Here is a 19,263-nt window from a genome sequence, read left to right as displayed (position 1 = left end):
GAAGTCGCCATGATTCAGATTGATCTGCCCACTCTTGTAAACCGTTTAAACCCGATGACCCGCCATGCACTGGAAGCGGCGGCGGCATCCTGCGTCAGTCAGCAACAGCCAGAGATTACTGTGGCTCAACTGCTGCTTCAGATGATCGAAACACCACTCAGTGACGTGCGTCTGATCCTGAACAAAGCAGAGATCGATAAAGATCTGCTGAAAGAACAACTCGATCAGGTGATGACTCATCATCAGTCGATTGTACAGACTTACCCTAACTTCTCCCCGATGCTGGTGGAATGGTTGCAGGATAGCTGGCTGCTGGCTTCCACTGAAATGCAGCATACCGAACTGCGCAGTGGTGTACTGCTGATCGCATTATTGTTCAGCCCGCTGCGTTATCTGGCTCCGCAGTCTGCGCGCCTGCTGGCGGGTATTAACCGTGAGCTGCTGCGTCAGAATTTCGCTGAATGGACAAATGGCTCTGCCGAACAGCCTTTCAGTACCGATGATAAAGAAGGGCAGGGCGTTCATCCGGCAAACAGCGACAGCCTGCTGGCCCGTTTTACCCAGAATATGACGGAGCAGGCGCGTCAGGGCAAACTCGATCCGGTACTGTGCCGTGATAATGAAATTGACCTGATGATCGACATTCTCTGCCGTCGCCGTAAGAACAACCCGATTGTGGTGGGTGAGGCAGGTGTCGGTAAAAGTGCTTTGATTGAAGGTCTGGCACTGCGCATCATCAACGATCGCGTTCCGGAAAAACTGCGTAACAGTGAATTAATGACACTGGATCTGGGGGCATTGCAGGCTGGTGCGGCAGTTAAAGGTGAGTTTGAAAAACGCTTCAAAGGCATTATGGCTGAAGTGATTCAATCACCAAAACCGATCATTCTGTTTATCGATGAAGCCCATACGCTGATTGGCGCAGGTAATCAGGCTGGCGGACTGGATATCTCCAACCTGCTGAAACCTGCACTGGCACGTGGCGAACTGAAAACCATCGCCGCGACCACATGGAGCGAGTACAAAAAATACTTCGAAAAAGATGCGGCTCTGTCCCGTCGTTTCCAGCTGGTCAAAGTTTCTGAACCAAGTGCGGAAGAAGCGACTGTCATCATGCGTGGCCTGCGAGCCATTTACGAGCAGGCACACGGTGTCCTGATTGATGATGAAGCACTGAAAGCCTCGGCGGTACTGAGTGACCGTTATCTCTCCGGCCGCCAGCTACCGGATAAAGCCATTGACGTACTGGATACCGCCTGTGCCCGCGTAGCCATTAACCTGACATCGCCACCACGCCAGATCTCCTCACTGACAACCGAACTGCATCAGATGCAGATGGAAATCGACGTGCTGGAAAGAGAGCAGCGGATGGGTCTGAACGAGCATTCAGAACGACTGGAAGAACTGCAAAACCAGCAGCAGGAAACTCAGGAACAGCTGACCGCTCTGGAAAGCGACTGGCAACAGCAGCAGGAACTGGTGAAGCAGATAATCGAACTGCGCAGTCAGCTTCTGTCTGATGATAAAGAAGCCAGTCAGAATGCCGATAGAGAAAAACAGGCTGCGGATGAAGTTTCTGACAACTCAGAACATGATGCGACTGAGCAAGAAGAAGTACAGGAAGAAACGGTCACTGAACCGGCTGATGTGAAATCTCTGATCGAAAAACTGGCTGAACTCAATGAACAGCTGGCAGAACTTCAGAAAAAACAAACATTGGTTTCCCCACATGTCGACAAAACTCAGATTGCCGGTGTTATCGCTGAATGGACGGGCGTTCCGCTGAACCGCCTGTCACAGAGCGAGCTGTCAATTGTGACTGAGTTGCCTGTTCATCTGGGGCAGAGCATTAAAGGTCAGGATGTTGCCATTCAGTGCCTGCATAAACATCTGTTGACTGCCCGTGCTGATTTACGCCGTCCGGGTCGTCCTCTGGGTGCCTTCCTGCTGGTAGGGCCAAGTGGTGTCGGTAAAACCGAAACTGTACTGCAAATTTCCGAACTGATGTTTGGTGGCCGTCAGTACCTCACCACCATCAATATGTCGGAGTTTCAGGAGAAACACACCGTTTCACGCCTGATCGGTTCTCCTCCGGGTTATGTGGGTTATGGCGAAGGCGGTGTACTGACCGAAGCAATTCGTCAGAAACCTTATTCCGTCGTTCTGCTGGATGAAGTGGAAAAAGCGCACCCGGACGTACTGAACCTGTTCTATCAGGCCTTTGATAAAGGTGAACTGGCAGACGGTGAAGGGCGCATCATCGACTGTAAAAACGTTGTGTTCTTCCTGACCTCCAATCTGGGTTACCAGACCATTGTGGATTATGCCGAGCAGCCTGAGCAGATCAACGATCAGCTTTATCCTGAACTGGCCGCCTTCTTCAAACCGGCATTGCTGGCACGTATGGAAGTGATCCCTTATCTGCCACTGGGCCATGAAACACTGAAAACCATCATTCAGGGCAAACTGGCCCGACTGGATAAACTGCTGACTCAACGCTTCAACGCCGAAGTCACCATCAGCGATGACGTATCAGAAGAGATCCTGCTGCGCGCTACCCGCGCTGAAAACGGTGCCCGTATGCTGGAGTCGATTATTGATGGCGCGCTGTTACCGCCGGTTTCATTACTGCTGTTGCAGAAAATGGCCGCAGGCACCGCGATCAGTGCCATTCGTTTAACCGTAGCAGAACATGAGTTTCAGGCAGAGGTTGAGGAGGCAGAATAATGAAACAGCGGCTGAAAAGCGCGTTAGCGTTATTGGAAGATGACACTATTGAACAACTGGTTGACCACTTTTTGCTGGTGAGCCAAAACTCGCGTTTTGATGCCCTGTTGGTTTTCTTGCTCAACATCCATGAAAACAGGCTGGAATGCTGTAATTTGCCAGAACCTGATGAAATCAGCTCACGCCGATTGTATCTGGATATTGATGACGTCAATAACCCGCTGATACAGGTAATGCGCAAGGGAACGCCCACAGTGTGGGATTCCCTGAATCACGGTGCGCGCATTGACGATCCTCACTTCCGTACATTCATTGCCGAGTTACCGCATAACTGCGGGCTGTATGGCATTCCACTGTTTGACTGCAACGGGCAGGCCTGCGGTGTTATTGCCATTTTTGCCGAAAATGTCAGTTATTTTACTAACAATGAAAACATGTTCGGCATTTATTGCCACGTTATGCAGCACCGACTTAAAAAGTTGCAGGAACTCGAACAGCTGCGTGGGCAATTACGTCAAATCCGTCAGGTATTTCAGGTTCAGCGTCAAAAAGAAAAACAACTGGATGAACTGCTTGCTTCCCTGAGTGAATCCAAAAACGCAGGAGCAGGCAGTATCTCCGTGGATTACAGTCACATCGATAATCTGCCAAAGGCCATAGAAGAATTTGAAAGTGCCGTGTTAGTTCAACGTCAGCGCCAGTTTGGCAACGATACCAGACTGATCGCGCAAAGTCTGGGAATCGCCCAGCGGACGTTGGTTTACAAACTGGCTAAATACGGGTGTAGATTATGAATATTTCTTTAATTATCAGTTCATTACTGGTGTCATTGGCAGGCAGTCCCACACTTGCGGAGATAGCAGAAGCACAGAAAACCGCAGCGTCCAAACCACAGGAAGTGGTTTTACAACAGGAAAAACAATTGGATGAGCTGCAAAAATGTCGCTTTGAGCGCTCCCCTCTTATCCGACTGGCATGTTATGACCGGGAATTCGATAACCTTAAAATCGGTACTGTGCCAGTTACGCTGGAAAATATGGGGCCTATGTGGCGACAGGCGATGGAGCAGGAGATGCAGCGAACTGACCATTCGACTGGCTTCATTGTCTCGCGGGGAGAAAACGGCACAACCCGGATCATTCTGACAACCCCCGCTGTTGGGGTTCCCCCTCCGCGCCCTGTTCTGATGCTCAGCTGTATTGACCGCATCACCCGTTTGCAGGTTGCTTTGCCTAAGCCTGCGGAATCCGGCGCGGTGACTGTCACGACGAACAAAACTCTGTTCAAAACCGAATGGTTCCTGCGGGAGAGTGGTTACTTATGGGAATCCAGCCGTGGTCTGCCGGGGATTGATGAAATCAAACGCTTAATGGGCAGCGAACATATGACCATCACCCCAGAACAAGGCAGTCAGATCACTTTTAACATTTCTCAGTTGGAGCAGGCCGCGAAACCATTGCGCGAAGCCTGTCGTTGGTAATCGACATGGACATCAGAACACAATTTGACTGGTTCGGCTCTCTGCTGGCCCCGCTGTCCGACGAACAGACAGGTAAAGCACTGGGAGACAATGATCCCTCATGGGAATTTATCGATGGCGAGATGATTAAATTCGGCTCGCTGTCACACGGTTCGCTGGATGTTGAAGAGATCCAGCGGCAGGCACTGCAACTTTTCAGCGAAACCAGTAAGGACTTCCGGCTGATGGTGCATTTGTTGCGTACTCTGCAACATGCCGGTCAGCCGGCTGAACTGCTTTTGGCGATGGAGTTGCTGACGGAATACGTAAAAAACTACTGGGAAAAAGCATGGCCGAATAAACCTGTGTTGAAGCGCCGTCTTGCGCAGCAGGTGATCAAGCGCTTTGATTCTGCCCAGATGAGTTTTACCGAGAAATCCAGTAAAGGTCAGCGGGATGATGCGCAGGGAGTACTGGCCCATCTTGCACAGTGCTGGCATAGCAGTGAGCCGGAGCTGGCAAAAGAAATCGACCAGCTGCGCACCCGCTATAACCGTCAGCCAGAAGCCGGAACAGCACCTTCACAGCCTGTCGCAGCGGCAACATCTCAGACTCCGGCTGAACCGCAATCTTCTCAGGGAACTACGCAGGAAAATGCGGTTGCGCCGATGCCGGAAGTAGACGTTAACAGTTCCAGTGATAAGGCGTGGAAACAGACCCTGATGACGGTTTCTGATCTGCTTTGTGAACGCTACCCGGAATCACCGGTCGGTTATTGTCTGCGCCGCCATGCTGTCTGGCACACCATCACCACAGCGCCGATGGCGAATGCGGGAAAGACACCGCTGGCACCAACCTCAGCGGATCGCACAGCCGATTATCTGGCAAGGCTGCCGACCGCAGATAACAAACTGCTGGTGCAAATTGAACAGAGTCTGGCGCTTGCTCCTTATTGGCTGGATGGTCATGCCATTGCAGCTCAGGCAGCAGCACAACTGGGCTACAAGAATGTTGCCCAGTCCATTCGCCACGAACTGAATGCGTTTCTGGAACGGCTGCCCGTGTTAAAAACGTTAAGTTTTTCTGACATGAGTCCGTTTATTTCTTCAGAGACTCTGGACTGGCTGGCACCTGAACCTTCTTCATCAACGGGAGGCGGTTCGGTTTCTGCTGATCAGGAAGCCATCTGGCAATGTTTCCAGCAACAGGGGCTGGAAGCCGCCCTGAAAATGCTGGAAGAGCATCAGCAGCAGCTCACGGAGCCTCGTGATCAATTCTATGGTCAGTTGCTCAATGCTCAACTGCTTGAAGAAGCGGGCATGACAGCACTGGCACAACAGCATTACCGGAACTTGTTACACACGGGACAACACATGTTACTGACCCAATGGGAACCCAGCCTGCTGACGCAGTTAATTGAAAAGATAGGCGCTGAAAAAACAGGCGCTGAAAAAATCCCTTCGCTTGATAAGGATACTGCTTCAAACAGGAGCGTTAACCTATGAAATGGCCCTCTTTGTCATCAATCGCTCAATTGAAATCGGTGCTGCCGGCGGTGGGAAAATTTAAATCCATGCCGCGTTTTAAGGCAGCGATAGCGCTCATTCTGGCGCTTATTCCCTGCGTACTGCTTATCGCAGTCTGGTGGTGGGGGCCTGACCTGAAAATCCGTGAGGATTATCCGCTGGAAAGCCTTGCCGCCCGCTGGCTGGCGACAGCCCTCATCATTATGGGAGTACTGGGCTGGATCGGTGTGAAAGCGTGGCGTCGTCTGCGTCAGCTTGAAAAACTGAACCTTGATGTTGAATTAAAAGTGGTTGATCCAGTTCGCATGGATATTGAATATCAGGATCGTTACCTTGACCACTGGAAATCTCAGTTACAGCGCCATCTGGATTCTTACAACTATTTATACGAACGCCCGTGGTACATGGTGATCGGCAGCCAGTTGAGCGGTAAAACCTCGCTGATCAAAGAAGGTTATAAGCTGTCTGAAATCGCGGCGCCGGAATATTTGCGTCAGGATGGGGATATCTCCCTGTTATTACGTTGCTGGCTGGGCGAAAAAGCCGTCATCATCGACCCGAAAGGCCGCCTGATCGACCAGCCTGTTCCGCTGAACAGTGACAAACCTCAGATCAACAGTCGTCTGTGGGAAGCCCTGCTGAACTGGCTGTCAGAAAACCGCCAGCGTCAGCCGCTTAACGGGATCATTCTGACCGTGGATACCCTGCGTCTGATGACGGATAACCGCGAACAGCGTGAGCGTTACGTGCGGGAAATTCACCATCGTTTGCAGGAAATTCGCCTGACTTTCCACAGCCAGTTGCCTATCTATCTGGTGATGACCAAGATTGACTTGTTGCACGGTTTTGAAGCGATGTATCAGTCACTGGATCGCAAACTGCGTGACCAAATTCTGGGTGTCACTTTCAGCCTCAACAATCGCGACGAAAAAGCGTGGCGCAGTGAGCTGGAACAGTTCTGGCAACAGTGGATGAACAACCTGAACGGAGCCATGCCGGATATGATGCTGAACGGCGTTGATGCTAATCAGCGTAGCGCCCTGTTCAGTTTTACCCGTCAGATTCAGGGGCTGTACAGCTATATCGTACAGATGCTGGAAGACATTCTGTACAACGATGAAAACCACCGCCCAATGCTGCGCGGTGTGTACCTGACTTCCGCCCATCAGGTCGGGCAGATGGATGACATGTTCACTCAGTCGGCCTCGGCGCAATATCACCTCGGTTCCCAGGCATTTCCGACATGGCCTGCGGGAGACACTCTGCCTTTCTTTACCCAGACCCTGTTCGAAGACGTGTTACTGGCGGAGCCGAATCTGGCTGCTGAAAACCGTATCTGGCTGAGTCGCAACCGTCGCCAGTTATACACCTTCTCCACCATGAGTGCGCTGGTCGTACTGGCAATGTGGGGTGGCTGGCATTACTTCTATCAGAAAAACTACCGTGCCGGAGAAGAAGTACTGGCAGAGGCGAAAAAATTCCTCTCCGTACCGGCTCCGACAGGGGATGACAATTACGGTAGCCTCCAGTTGCCACTGTTGAACCCGATCCGTGACGCAACACTGGCTTACGGTAACTACCATGAGAAAAAATCTTTCCTGACAGATATGGGGTTATATCAGGGCGGTCTGGTAGGGAAAAAAGTGGAAAACACTTACCTGAATCTGCTGGAGCAAAAATTCCTGCCATCCCTGATGCACGTACTGCTGGATGACCTGAATCAAGCACCTGCCGGTAGTGAGGAAAAACTCGAAATCCTGCGTGTGATGCGCATGATGGAAGATAAAAGCAAACGTAATGCAGGGCTGGTTGCACAGTATATGCGTGAGCGCTGGAGTAAAGCCTTCTACGGTCAGCGTGATGTACAGGATGCGCTGCTGAGCCATCTGAATTACGCACTGGATCGTACCGACTGGAAAGAGAAACGTGATGCCGGTGATCAGGAAGCGATTGATAGTTTTGCGCCGTTTGCGAAACCTATCCGGGAAGCACAGCTGGAGCTGAGCAAGCTCTCCGTCAAACAGCGTGTTTACCAAAACCTGCGTATCAAGGCTCAGGATACTCTGCCAGCACCTATCAACCTGCGTGATCAGATTGGCCCGAGTTTTGACAGCGTATTTGTCGCCAGTAACGAAAAACGATTGGTGGTACCTCAGTTCCTGACCCGTCAGGGTCTGACGGACTACTTTATTCAGCAGAGCGGCGAGTTGGTCGAGCTGACCGGAATGGATAGCTGGGTACTGAACTTAGCGAAGAATAAAGGTCTGTACAAAGAACCTGAATCGGCACCACGTAAAGACAATTACAGTGAACCGGATCGGGAGCGTATCGAGCGCGAAATCACGGAGCTGTATCTGGCGGATTACACCGCAACATGGCGTGCCGCAATGAATAACCTCGAAATCCGTGACTTTGAGGATTTACCACAGGCTATCAATGCCATTGAACAGGTGATTAGCGGTGAGCAGCCTATCAAACGTGCGTTACAAATCCTGAGTGATAACACCAACCCTCCGATGCTCGATAGCTCATTGAGTAATACGGAAAGAAAGGCGTTGTTAGATAAGCAGGATTACACACTCCTGACTGATATCAGCCGTGGTTTTGCCCAGGAAACCGGCGTATTGATCGAACATGGTGATAAAGGCAGTACGCTGCAAAGCGTCTACCAGAAACTGATGGCACTGCATCGTTATCTGCTGTCTATCCAAAACTCACCAACACCGGGTAAATCAGCACTTCAGGCTGTGCAGATGCGTCTGGATAAGAATAACAGCGATGCGATTTTTGAAGTCCAGCAGATGGCGAAAAACCTGCCTGAACCCCTGAATCGCTGGGTCGGAGAACTGGCGAATCAGGCGTGGCGCGTCGTCATGATGGAAGCTGTCCGCTCGCTGGAAGTGGAATGGCAGGATACGGTTGTTAAACAGTACAACACCTATCTGGCAGGCCGTTATCCGTTCAATCCTAATGCTAAAGAAGAAGTCCCGCTAAGCGAGTTTGAGCGATTCTTCCGCCCGGACGGCACACTTGATGCCTTCTACAAACAGAGCCTGAAACCATTTGTGGAACACAAACTGACGATGGGTACTGACGGTCGTACGCTTATCCGTCCGGATGTGCTGAAACAGCTGGAAAATGCTAATCGTATCCGTGCCACTTTCTTCTCACCACAGAACGGGCTGGGCACACAGTTTGCCATTGAGCCAGTCAGCCTGACCGGTAACAAACGCCGCGCCTTGCTGAACCTTGATGGACAGCTGGTGGATTACACCCACGGACGCAGCAACGTTGCACGTCTGATATGGCCGAACTCGATGCGTGCAGGCACAGAAAGCAAGCTGACCCTGATGCCGGACAGAAGTAATCTGGCTCCGCGCTCTATCAGCTATATGGGACCGTGGGCACAATTGCGGCTGATTAACAGCGGCAAACTGACCAACATTCAATCCGGTTCTTTTGATGTGCGCTTCAGCGTGGATGGCGGCGAGATGACCTATCGCATCTACGTGGACGAATCAGACAACCCATTTGCCGGTGGGCTGTTCAGTCATTTCAAACTACCGGACACACTCTATTGAGGCGAAGGTGTGGGTTAGTTTTGAAAGTAAAACCTTCCCCTGCCTTCGGGCAGGGGTTTTTTTAAGGAGAAAAAAGATATGAGCGGACACCCTGAAAACCTCATTATCCGGGCGGGAGGCAGCCCGCTGAACCTGCCAGAATTCGCTGTTATCCGTGACGAAATCAACAAAACCAGCCATCCATCACAACCAGAAGTCAACTGGATGCTGGTGGAATCCCTGTCGTTGACCTTGTTCAAAACCAACGGCGTCGATTTACAGACAGCGATTTATTACACCTTAGCCCGAATGCATCTGAATGGTCTGGCTGGATTTACTGAAGGCTGTGAACTGCTGGCAGGAGTTATCGTCAGTGAATGGGATGCCTTGTGGCCGTCACAACCACAGGTACGCACTGATTTGCTGGAATGGTTCCACACCCGGACGGGGAGTGTCCTGCGTCAGCTGGATTTTGCCGCCAGCGATCTACGGATGATTTATCGCGCCGAGCGGGCACTTCAGCTCATCATTGATCAGCTACAACAATCTGATTTGAAACGTTTGCCGAGAGTAGAAAACCTGCTGTGGTTCTTCCAGAATGCAGCGAAAAAACTGGAGAAGCCGCGTCAGGCTGCGAAACCCGCACAACAGCCGGTGAAAATGCCGCCGTTGGTTTACCTGTCTAAATCTGAATCTGAGCCGGAAACGCCACCACCTTCCCCGCCACCACAGCCGCAACCCGAAATTGCACCGGAAGAAAGCCAGCAACGGGTCAGAGTACAGTTTCCAGAACAGCCACAACGCGGGCTGACCGCATGGCAGGGCTTTGGCATTGGGGCATTTCTGGGATTGTTGGTGCTGATAGGGAGCTGGCTCTTATTCTATAAACCTCTGCAACAGCAACTGAACGCCATAACAGAACAGCCCACGGGTTCACGGCTGGCATGGTTGTATCAGCCGACACTGGCAAACTACGCATCCCAGCTTGATCGCCTGGCGGAAACGCCTCCACTGGCAACATGGGATGCTGCACGAACACTGACCGCAACAGCAGAAAAACAGTGGCCACAATTAGCGGAACAAGTTAACGCTACCCGTAATTGGCAACAGCAGATGACCATCCGCATCGACAGCGTGCCGTTAAAAGGCAGCTGGTACAGCACCCGCGATCAACTCCAGCAACTGGCAGACAAAATTCTGTTGCAGGAACGCACGCGTGGCAGCTTCACCCTTTCTTACCTCAAAACCGCCATTTATGACATTCAGCGCAACCACGGCAGCGAAGTTCCGCTGGAGGAGTTGCTGCGCCAACTGAATGTTCATGCGGAAAAAGGCGAAGCTGTTTCTCCTGTGCTGATGAAAGAAATTGATGACCGTTTTAACGCGCTGCTCGGCCGTTATGACCGCCTGCGTCATGTAACTGAACAGCGTGACCGTGCCACCAAACATACAAACATGTAAGTGGCGAACAATCAGGGAGACATATCATGTCAATTAAGAAGAGCATAGCTAAATTGCAGAAAGGACAGGCCCTTGTGCAACAGGGGCAACAGGCCGCTCAAATGGCCAAGCAAGCTGCGGGCATGTTGGGGGGTAGCGGACAAAGTAGTGGTCAGGCTCTTCCGCATACTCAGGGAATTACCGGCGGACAGGGAACATCAGGTGGTCAGGGATTAGCTAAGCAGGCAGCAAGTGGTCATAACGCAGCGGCTAAAGCCTTGCAACAAGCCAGCGCATTACTGGGTGGCGGAGGCAGTGACCCCAGTGGCCTGCAATTTACGTTAACCGCCGGAGGATTACCGCCGCAGACTTTTGTTGTCACCGATTTCGCACTGAATGAAAGTTTTTCCCAGCCATTCAGTCTGAGTGTCGGACTGGCGAGTGCCGATCCAGCTATCGACTTTCCGACAGTGCTGGATCGCACCGCCACGCTGACCATTTTGCAGGATGGCGTTGAACAACGCAGTATTACAGGGATCGTTTCCCGCTTCGAGCAGGGTGATACCGGGTTGCACCAGACCACTTACCAGATGAGTATCCGCCCTGACCTGTGGCGCACGACACTGAGACAGAACTCGCGCATTTTCCAGCAGTTAGATATTCAGACCATTATCACCACCATCCTGAAAGAGCACGGTATCCGTGACGTTATATTCAGCCTGCGTCATCCTCACCCTGAGCGCGAATTCTGTGTTCAATATCAGGAAAGTGACTTTAATTTTCTACAGCGCTTAACCGCAGAAGAAGGCATTTTCTACTTCTTCGAGTGCGGTAATGGCCGTAATACGCTGGTCTTTGCTGATGATGCCGGTTCTGTACCGCCGGGCATCGTCCTTCCTTATCAGCCCGGTGGAGTCAGCACCATTGGAGAACCTGCTATTGGCAGCCTGACATGTAGCGCACAGGTACGACCGGCACAGGTGCAACTGAAAGACTACACCTTCAAAAACCCGGCATGGCCTGCTGAATTCCGGGCAGAGATGAAGGAAGACACCTTACAGGAGATGTATTACGAGCATTATGACTATCCCGGTCGTTTTAAAGATGAAACACACGGTGAAGCCTTTACCCGCTACCGTCTTGAAGCTCTGCGTAACGATGCCGTGATGGGACAGGGCAGTGGCAACGCTATCGCCATCCAGCCGGGCCGTTTATTCACTCTGTATAACCACCCGCGTCCTGATCTTAACCAACCGTGGCAGGTTGTGGGGGCGAGCCATTCAGGTAGCCAGCCGCAAGCACGGGAAACAGCAACTGGCGATACGGGTACAACCCTGCACAGTCACTTCCACTTTATCCGTCACAACCAGAGCTGGCGTCCGACTCCATTACCAAAACCCGTGATTGACGGCCCGCAGATTGCCAAAGTCGTCGGCCCGGCAGGGGAAGAAATCTTCTGTGACCAATACGGTCGCATTCGCCTCCAGTTCCCGTGGGATCGTTACGGACGCAGCGACGATCAAAGCTCTTGCTGGATCAGGGTGACCCAACCGTGGGCAGGACAGGGCTGGGGAATGCTGGCGATCCCGCGCATCGGACAGGAAGTCGTCGTGGACTTCCTGCACGGCGACCCGGATCAGCCCATCGTCACCGGTCGTACCTACCACGCCAGCAACATCCCGCCGGGCGGCCTACCGGGCAGTAAAACCCAGATGGCATTCCGCTCCAAAACCCACAAAGGTGAAGGCTATAACGAACTGCTGTTTGAAGATGCAAAAGGCAGTGAACTGCTTTCTATGCATGCGCAGAAAGATATGAGCACGCTGGTGAAAGACAACCAGAGTCTGGTAGTGGAAAAGGGCAATAGGACGCTGACGATTCAGAAAGGCCATGATGCTAAAAGGGTGGAAGAAGGCAATCTGTCGGAAGAAGTTTGCCAGACTCGTAGTACAGAAGCCAGTTCGGTTGTTGTTGTGACGGAAGGAACGAAAGGGGAAGAGCCGGGAACTCAGTTTTATAAAGCGACTAATGCGATCACCCTGATGGTTGGGAGCAGTCAGATTCAGCTGGATACTGAAGGGATCGCGCTGGCCTTTAACAACAACACGATTTTGATGAATGCCGAAGGGGTGTTTATCAATGGCACGCTTATCACATTGAATTAACGGTGGATTTACCCCGCTATTATCACTAATAAATAAAGAGAAAAAGGAAACTCCATGAACGCACAAGCTTACCCAATGAAAGAAGGCACCCTGATGATCCCAGCTGACTGGCGAGATGAGTCAATGCATGTGTTTGTCCTGCCCGACGAAAGCGGAGCGAATCTAGTGATTAACCGTACGCCGGTGCCTGAAGGAGTCGATCATGCCAGTTTTTATGAAGAGACACTGAGTCAATTTGTCACTCACTTACCGGGGTATCAGGAGCAGGGTCGTTCGCAAATGGAACTGAGCGGCGAGCTGGCATGGCGGCTGGATTACCATTGGCAGAGCCCGGAAGGAGAGATGCACCAGATCGTGGTGTTACAAATTCGGGGAGATCAATTGTTGGCTTTTAATTTGACGTCAACGCAGCCGTTTAACGAAAGTCGGCGTAATACTCTGCTGCAAGTGGTGAGCAGTTTTAACGCTGTCTGACAGGGGGTCAGCCATGGGACTATTGGAAGGAGCGGCTGTTCGAGCCGCTCGGATGGCGGCAGTTCGAGCTGGCACTGCATCAGCCAAGGGCGGCAATGGACCGAAAGCGGCCCGTATCGGTGACCCAATCCAGCATAGCAGTTTTCTGGCCGCATTAGCGGGAGTCGTCGCCGGTGCCCTTATTGCGGCTGCGGTTATCGGGGCTGTTGGTCTTTTGTTAGGGCCGATCGGCGGTTTACTCGTCGGTGGTTATCTTGTTGCAAAAATGGCCGGAACTATCGCCAGTGCAAGCGCTGCTGTGACACGAATGTGCGATAGCGTCTGTTCTCCGGATGGGGTGCTGACGTCGGGATCAGAAAACGTCAAAATCGAGGGAAAAGACGCGGCTCGTGCTGAAGTTGATACATCAGGTTGCAGTAAACATCTCAGAGTGTTGATTGCACAAGGTAGCGAAACCGTGTTTATCAACAGTCAGGCTGCAGCACGCGAGGGGGATAAATTGGTGTGCGGGGCGACCATAAAGGGCGGTGCGAGTACCGTTCTTATTGGATCCGGGCAGGGCACTTACATAGAAGTAGAAGAAGAGTTCTCGCCCTGGCAAAGAGCACTGCTGGTGGCGGTAGAGTTTATAGTGCCGCCCCAGCGGGGTCTGCTGAAAGCCGGCTTAAAGCTGATGACCAAAGGAGGACGAAAAGCGCTATTCAGGCTGGCAGTGAAAGAGGCTAAAAACACTGTCCGTGATGCGAAGGCGGTAGTGGCTGGAGCTAAACTTGCAGCGAAGAACGCGAAAGCGTGGGCACAAAAAGCGGTCAAAAACCCTAAATGGGCCGCTCAAAGTGCGGCAAAAGGGGCTAAAGCTGGAGCAAAAGTAGCAGCTAGTGCGGCAAAAAATCATGTAAAACAGGTGGCTGCAAACGCCAAAAATCGTGTCAAGCAGGCTGGAAACCGTATCAGCAATGCCGGACGTAGCATGAAAAATGGTTCAGCTAAGGTATTGAATGGCACAAAAAAAGGAGCCACGACAGCAGGAAAGTCAGTCAAAAATAACTTATCCGAACGCTATCAGAGTGCGAGGCGCGGTTACAATGAGACACAGGGTGCAAAACGTTATCTAGAGGCCACCAAGCGTTTCTTCTGTAAAGACCCTATTGATGTAACAACCGGCATGTTGTTTGACCAGCGCATTGATATCGAATTGGGGCAAACCATTCCACTCACTTTTATGCGCAGTTGGTCACCGGGTGAACGAGGGTTATTGGGTGAAAACTGGACTGACACTTTTTCTGGTAGTGCAATAGTTAATAGTGATCAGATAGCCATACGCACTACTGAAGGCGCATGCCTTTACTTTGTTCTGATGCCTCATGAACAGCGTAGCCGAAATCCAGAGCATCCGGCCTTCATGCTAAGTCGCGAGGGGGCAGGATTTTGTTTGCAGGAACGTAACAATCCGGTTAGTCAGCACTTTACTGTACCGGTACCGACCGAAGAAGGTGGGATTCAATGGCAACTGGGTGCCTTGAAAGATGTATACGGTAACCAGATCCAGTTCCACTATAGTAACGAAAATCGTTTGGTCAGTGTTACTCACAGTGACGGCCCTGAGCTGATGCTGCTGTATCGTGAAGACGGTAAGCTGAAAGAGATACGCCGCAGTGATAACGAACAGGATGAAGTAATGGTACGCTATGGCTACCATGACAACGGTTGGTTGGCAGATGCTGACAGTACTCAGCATTTTCATCTGTTCTATGAATACAATGAGCAGGGGCTTATCAGTCGTTGGTCGGATGGTGACCAAACTGCAGTCGAGTATCAGTATGATGCGCAGGGACGTTGTATTTATACCGTGGGCAGCGGCGGTTATTATCCGGGACGATTTGAATATGAGCCGGGGATCACCCGGGTTATTGATCCGGACGGGTATGTTACTACTTGGCACTACAATGCAGAGCAATTGGTTACCAAGGAAATCTCCCCCTGTGGCTACATCACCCGTTATGAATACGATAATTGGGGTAACCTAACGCGTAAGATCCTACCGGAAGGCCAGACTTTTACGCTGGAGTATCTGGCGGATACTGGGCTGGTGACGGCTTTCACCGATGCAATGGGAGCCAAGTGGGAATATGACTATGATGAGCGGGATCGGCTGGTACAAGTCATGGCACCATCTGGTCAGAAATGGATGCAACATTACGATGACCAAGGCCAGCCCGCACGCTTTGTTGCACCGGATGGTAGTGAGACGACGCTGACCCGTAATGAGTTTGGGCTAGTAACTGCCATTGAAGACAGTGATGGACGCAAACGTACTCAGGAATATGATACCAATCACAGGCTAAGTGTCTTGTTCGACGAAGATAACCGCAATCTGACACTGGGATATGACCGTCAGGATCGGTTACAGCACCTCAAAACAGGCGGTGGGGCACAGTGGAGTTGGGAATATGATCGTCACCACCGTATATCCCTGAGTCACCGTCCCAACAGCAGCCGAGAGCGCTTACGCCATGATCGCCACGGCAATCTAACAACGTGGACAGATGCACGTGGAGTTGCGTGGAATTTGGAATACGGCCCCTTTGACCTGCCTGTGGCACGGGTAGATGGTGAAGGTCACCGCTGGGAGTATCGCTACGACAAAAATAGCCTACAATTGATTGAAGTGATTAATCCGCTGGGTGAACGCTACCGTTATACATTAGATGCCGATGGGCGGGTGATAACAGAGACTGATTACTCAGATACTCAGTGGCATTACGCTTATGATGGTAACGGCAACTGCACGGAGAAGCGCGATGCTCTAGGGCAAATAACCCGCTATCTATATGATGATAATGGTAAACTGACGGAGATGGAAACTCCGGAAGGTACTACAACATGGTGCTATGATCCGATGGGAAGGCTGCTGGAAGTAGCAGCACTGGGTACCACCCCCCTGCGCTTTGAATATGACGAGCAGGGACGACTCGTGAAGGAATATCAGGCGTACGGGCAAATCAGTCATGAGTATCCTGATGCCTTTACTCATCAGCGCATTGTGTTAGTGCAGGATGGGCAGGAATGGCAGACTGAGATGGGGGTCAACAAGGCCGGAGAACTGAAACGGCTCAGGATAAGCGGTGATCATCACCTGAACATTGAACGGGATGTGGAGGCGAATGAATGCCGCCGCTCCTCGAACAAAGGCTTTATCCTGCACCAAGAACACTCCTTGATGGGGCAGCTGACCACACAACGTGCTGGGCGTAATACCGAATTCTTTGAAGCTCATGAGGTGGCAGATATTCCCCAGCCAACGCTAGCTGGATTGGACAGAGAATATCGCTATGATGCTGCACTGAATCTGGTGGCAGCGAATGATGAGCGGGAATGTTTGCGTTATGTTGTCAACGGTAATGGACAAGTAACCTCCGTCAGTGAAGGCGAACGGCTGCGAGAGCATTATCAGTATGATGCTTCTGGCTATCCTTCTCGCCGTTTTGATGGCCTCAACGAGATAGACGGGGAACGGCTGTACCAGAAAGGCCACCGGTTACGTCAGCTTGGGCAGCACCTGTTTGAGTATGACGATGCGGGGCGCATGACCGCCATGCAGCTCTGGCAGGAAGGCCATCGCCCGCAGCTGACCAAGTTCCGCTGGAACAGCCAGAACCAGCTGATTGGGGTGCAGACGCCGGGCGGCCAGCAGTGGGACTACCGCTATGATGCCTTCGGGCGGCGAACGGAAAAAGCGTGTGAACGGTCAGGCCTGCGCACCACCTACCTGTGGGATGGCGATGTGCCGGCGGAAATCCGGGAATACCGGCACAACCGGCTGTACAGCATCCGCCATTTGGTGTTTGATGGCTGGCAGTTGCTGGCACAGCAGGTGCAGTTTTTTAGCCTGAACCCGGAAAACCGCCATGAACTGATGGCCGGAAAAGTGCAGACGCAGTACGCGGTCTGTGCCCCCACGGGCGAACCGCTGGCGTTGTTCGATACCGCCGGGCACCGGGTCTGGCGCCAGCCGCCGCAAAGCCTGTACGGGCTACGTCTGGGGGTGTTGGGGGAAAATGCCGAATTGAACCCGGGCTTGATGTTTGCCGGTCAGTGGCTGGATGAAGAGAGCGGGCTGGTCTACAACCGGTTCCGGTATTACTCGCCGGTGGCGGGGCAGTATCTGACGCCGGATCCCATTGGGTTATTGGGGGGTGAAAATCCTTATGCTTACGTTCATAATCCTACAAGGCAGATTGACCCTTTAGGATGGGCTGAATGGGACTTTGGTAAGTTTAATGAGTGGTTTAATAACGCTTCAGTTCAAGACATTATTGATAATAAAAAATCTGTTTCTGCCGCTTTGAGGGGGGATGGAGGAAAGCATGAGATGTTTCCTGTTTCTTTAGCCGCTAAAGCAAAAGAATTAGGTTTTACAGCAGAAGAACTAAAAAAATATGTTGTAGATACAGATAAAATTACGTTCACCAATGTAACAGACGCCAAAGGAAATCCTGTACCAGACGGCGGGCATCATGGAAGTAGAGCAGGTAGGCATTTTCATAATAAATTAATTGCAGACCTGAAAAATGCTAAAAGTAAATTTGACGCTAAGAAAATAATGGTCAGGCATCATCGTAAACATATGATATATAGTGGGAAGTGTGGAAAATGACAATTGAAAATAGAGTACATTTATGGATTGGAAATAATTTTTCCTCTGAAGACGAATATATAAAATATTTTGAGCTAGATTATTCTGTTGAAGGTAATTTTGATGATCCTAATTATAAACTTTGTCAGTTTTGTAAAGATGTTGGTCTTCAATGGTACGATGAGGATTTTATAGGAATAATTCCACGCCGCGATGAAAGTGTCTCTATAGATGAAATTTTAGTTGATGCTGCTGTTGATCAAGATGAATTTCAATCAATAAAAGACATATGTGACAGATTAGGAATAAAAGAAGCCAATGCTATCTTTTGGTATCAGGATTCAGAACTACACATATACCCTCCATATAAAGAACAATACAATGGATTAAAATATATAGGATTATTTGAGGGTGATTAGTTTATTTATAATAAATTGATATCTTATATCTAAAACTAAAGCCGGAAAGATCCCTGTGATCTTCCGGCTTTTTTATCATCATTCTGCCTGATAGTCCCCAATCAGTTCCCGCATCCGCAGTTTAATCTCACTGAGCTGGTTTTGCTGGCGCTGGTACTGTTGCCTGATGGTGCGGGTATCATCACTATCAGGAATGAGCACCAGACAGCCGTCCATAATCTTGACGGTGAGGGTGCCACCAATCTCAAATCCGGCCTGCTTAAGCCACTGCCCTTTCAGGTGGATCGCAGGCGGGGAATTGGCCTTGTCGTTTTGCGGCACGTATCCCACGGTGTAATAACGTTCTGTTTTGGCGGCTTTATTTACCGCGCGGTTTTGCTTAGAATGCGCCTTAGCCATCATTCAACTCCTTGTCAGTTGCTTGTGGTGAGCAACGTATTCGGGTGCCCGCCCGAATACGCTGCGTTAGGTGTTTTACTTCATCTTGGAAGACCAGCGTTCCGCTTCATACTTAATAATCATCCCTTCCAGCAGCTCTTTGATCACCTGCCGCTGTTCCGGCTGCATGTTGCTGATCGCCTGAAACTGTAGAGCCAAATCGCTATCAGGCTGTAGCTCATCTTCTTCAAAGATTAATGAATCCGTAGTGACCCGCAGTGTCTGCGCTATCTTCTTAATCGCTTCCAGTGATGGTAACGAAATCCCGCCTTCATAGCGTTTTACCTGTGTCACATGAATGCCGATAGCGTCCGCCAATGCCTGTTGTGATAGGCCTTTTTGCTTACGCAGGGTGATGAGTCTGTGAGCAATACTCATTGAGTTAAACCAGTCAGAGAAATTTGCCGCCATTCTATCCC

The 19,263-nt window shown here is 51.0% G+C and carries 12 protein-coding genes; 10 read left to right on the top strand and 2 right to left on the bottom strand.

What is annotated here, in order from left to right; genetic code table 11:
- The first annotated feature begins 9 nt into the window (after positions 1-9).
- The 10 genes from tssH (at position 10) to AACS90_RS08590 (ending at position 18,406) form a co-directional block, all read left to right on the top strand.
- Positions 10-2,727 (top strand): type VI secretion system ATPase TssH, encoded by a 2,718-nt coding sequence (tssH, locus tag AACS90_RS08635; RefSeq protein WP_099120304.1) that lies wholly within the window; start codon positions 10-12, stop codon positions 2,725-2,727.
- Positions 2,727-3,521, top strand: coding sequence for a Fis family transcriptional regulator (locus tag AACS90_RS08630; protein WP_099120303.1), 795 nt, complete (start codon positions 2,727-2,729; stop codon positions 3,519-3,521). The genes tssH and AACS90_RS08630 overlap by 1 nt, the downstream gene beginning before the upstream one ends.
- Positions 3,518-4,207: a type VI secretion system-associated protein VasI gene (gene vasI, locus AACS90_RS08625; protein WP_099109461.1), complete on the top strand. Its 690-nt coding sequence runs from the start codon at positions 3,518-3,520 to the stop codon at positions 4,205-4,207. The genes AACS90_RS08630 and vasI overlap by 4 nt, the downstream gene beginning before the upstream one ends.
- Positions 4,208-4,212: 5 nt before the next feature.
- Entirely contained in the window at positions 4,213-5,691 is a 1,479-nt protein-coding gene (gene tssA / locus AACS90_RS08620) for a type VI secretion system protein TssA (protein WP_099120302.1), read from the top strand.
- 68 nt (positions 5,692-5,759) lie between these two features.
- Positions 5,760-9,293 (top strand): type VI secretion system membrane subunit TssM, encoded by a 3,534-nt coding sequence (gene tssM, locus AACS90_RS08615; RefSeq protein WP_193757124.1) that lies wholly within the window; start codon positions 5,760-5,762, stop codon positions 9,291-9,293.
- Positions 9,294-9,371: 78 nt separating this feature from the next.
- Positions 9,372-10,733 (top strand): VasL domain-containing protein, encoded by a 1,362-nt coding sequence (locus AACS90_RS08610; protein WP_099120300.1) that lies wholly within the window; start codon positions 9,372-9,374, stop codon positions 10,731-10,733.
- A 26-nt stretch (positions 10,734-10,759) separates the two neighbouring features.
- A complete protein-coding gene (locus AACS90_RS08605; protein WP_099120299.1) occupies positions 10,760-12,877 on the top strand; it encodes a type VI secretion system Vgr family protein in 2,118 nt (705 codons plus the stop codon).
- A gap of 54 nt (positions 12,878-12,931) precedes the next feature.
- A complete protein-coding gene (locus AACS90_RS08600; RefSeq protein ID WP_099120298.1) occupies positions 12,932-13,351 on the top strand; it encodes a DUF1795 domain-containing protein in 420 nt (139 codons plus the stop codon).
- Between the two features lie 13 nt (positions 13,352-13,364).
- Positions 13,365-18,008, top strand: a complete 4,644-nt coding sequence (locus AACS90_RS08595) for an RHS repeat-associated core domain-containing protein (protein ID WP_241538165.1) — start codon at positions 13,365-13,367, stop codon at positions 18,006-18,008.
- On the top strand, positions 18,005-18,406 hold the full coding sequence (locus tag AACS90_RS08590; RefSeq protein ID WP_099120297.1) for an immunity 22 family protein: 402 nt from the start codon (positions 18,005-18,007) through the stop codon (positions 18,404-18,406). Before AACS90_RS08595 ends, AACS90_RS08590 begins: the two co-directional genes overlap by 4 nt.
- 78 nt (positions 18,407-18,484) lie before the next feature.
- On the opposite strand, the gene AACS90_RS08585 is transcribed toward AACS90_RS08590, so the two are convergent.
- Entirely contained in the window at positions 18,485-18,805 is a 321-nt protein-coding gene (locus AACS90_RS08585; RefSeq protein WP_099120296.1) for a SymE family type I addiction module toxin, read from the bottom strand.
- 75 nt (positions 18,806-18,880) lie between these two features.
- A complete protein-coding gene (locus tag AACS90_RS08580; RefSeq protein ID WP_305847165.1) occupies positions 18,881-19,222 on the bottom strand; it encodes a helix-turn-helix domain-containing protein in 342 nt (113 codons plus the stop codon).
- Positions 19,223-19,263: the final 41 nt, after the last annotated feature.

Source organism: Xenorhabdus sp. KK7.4 (assembly GCF_963876465.1).
GTDB classification, from domain to species: Bacteria; Pseudomonadota; Gammaproteobacteria; order Enterobacterales; family Enterobacteriaceae; genus Xenorhabdus; species Xenorhabdus stockiae.
Note: the sequence above shows the minus strand (reverse complement) of the source record. Positions and strands in the feature narration are given on the sequence as shown.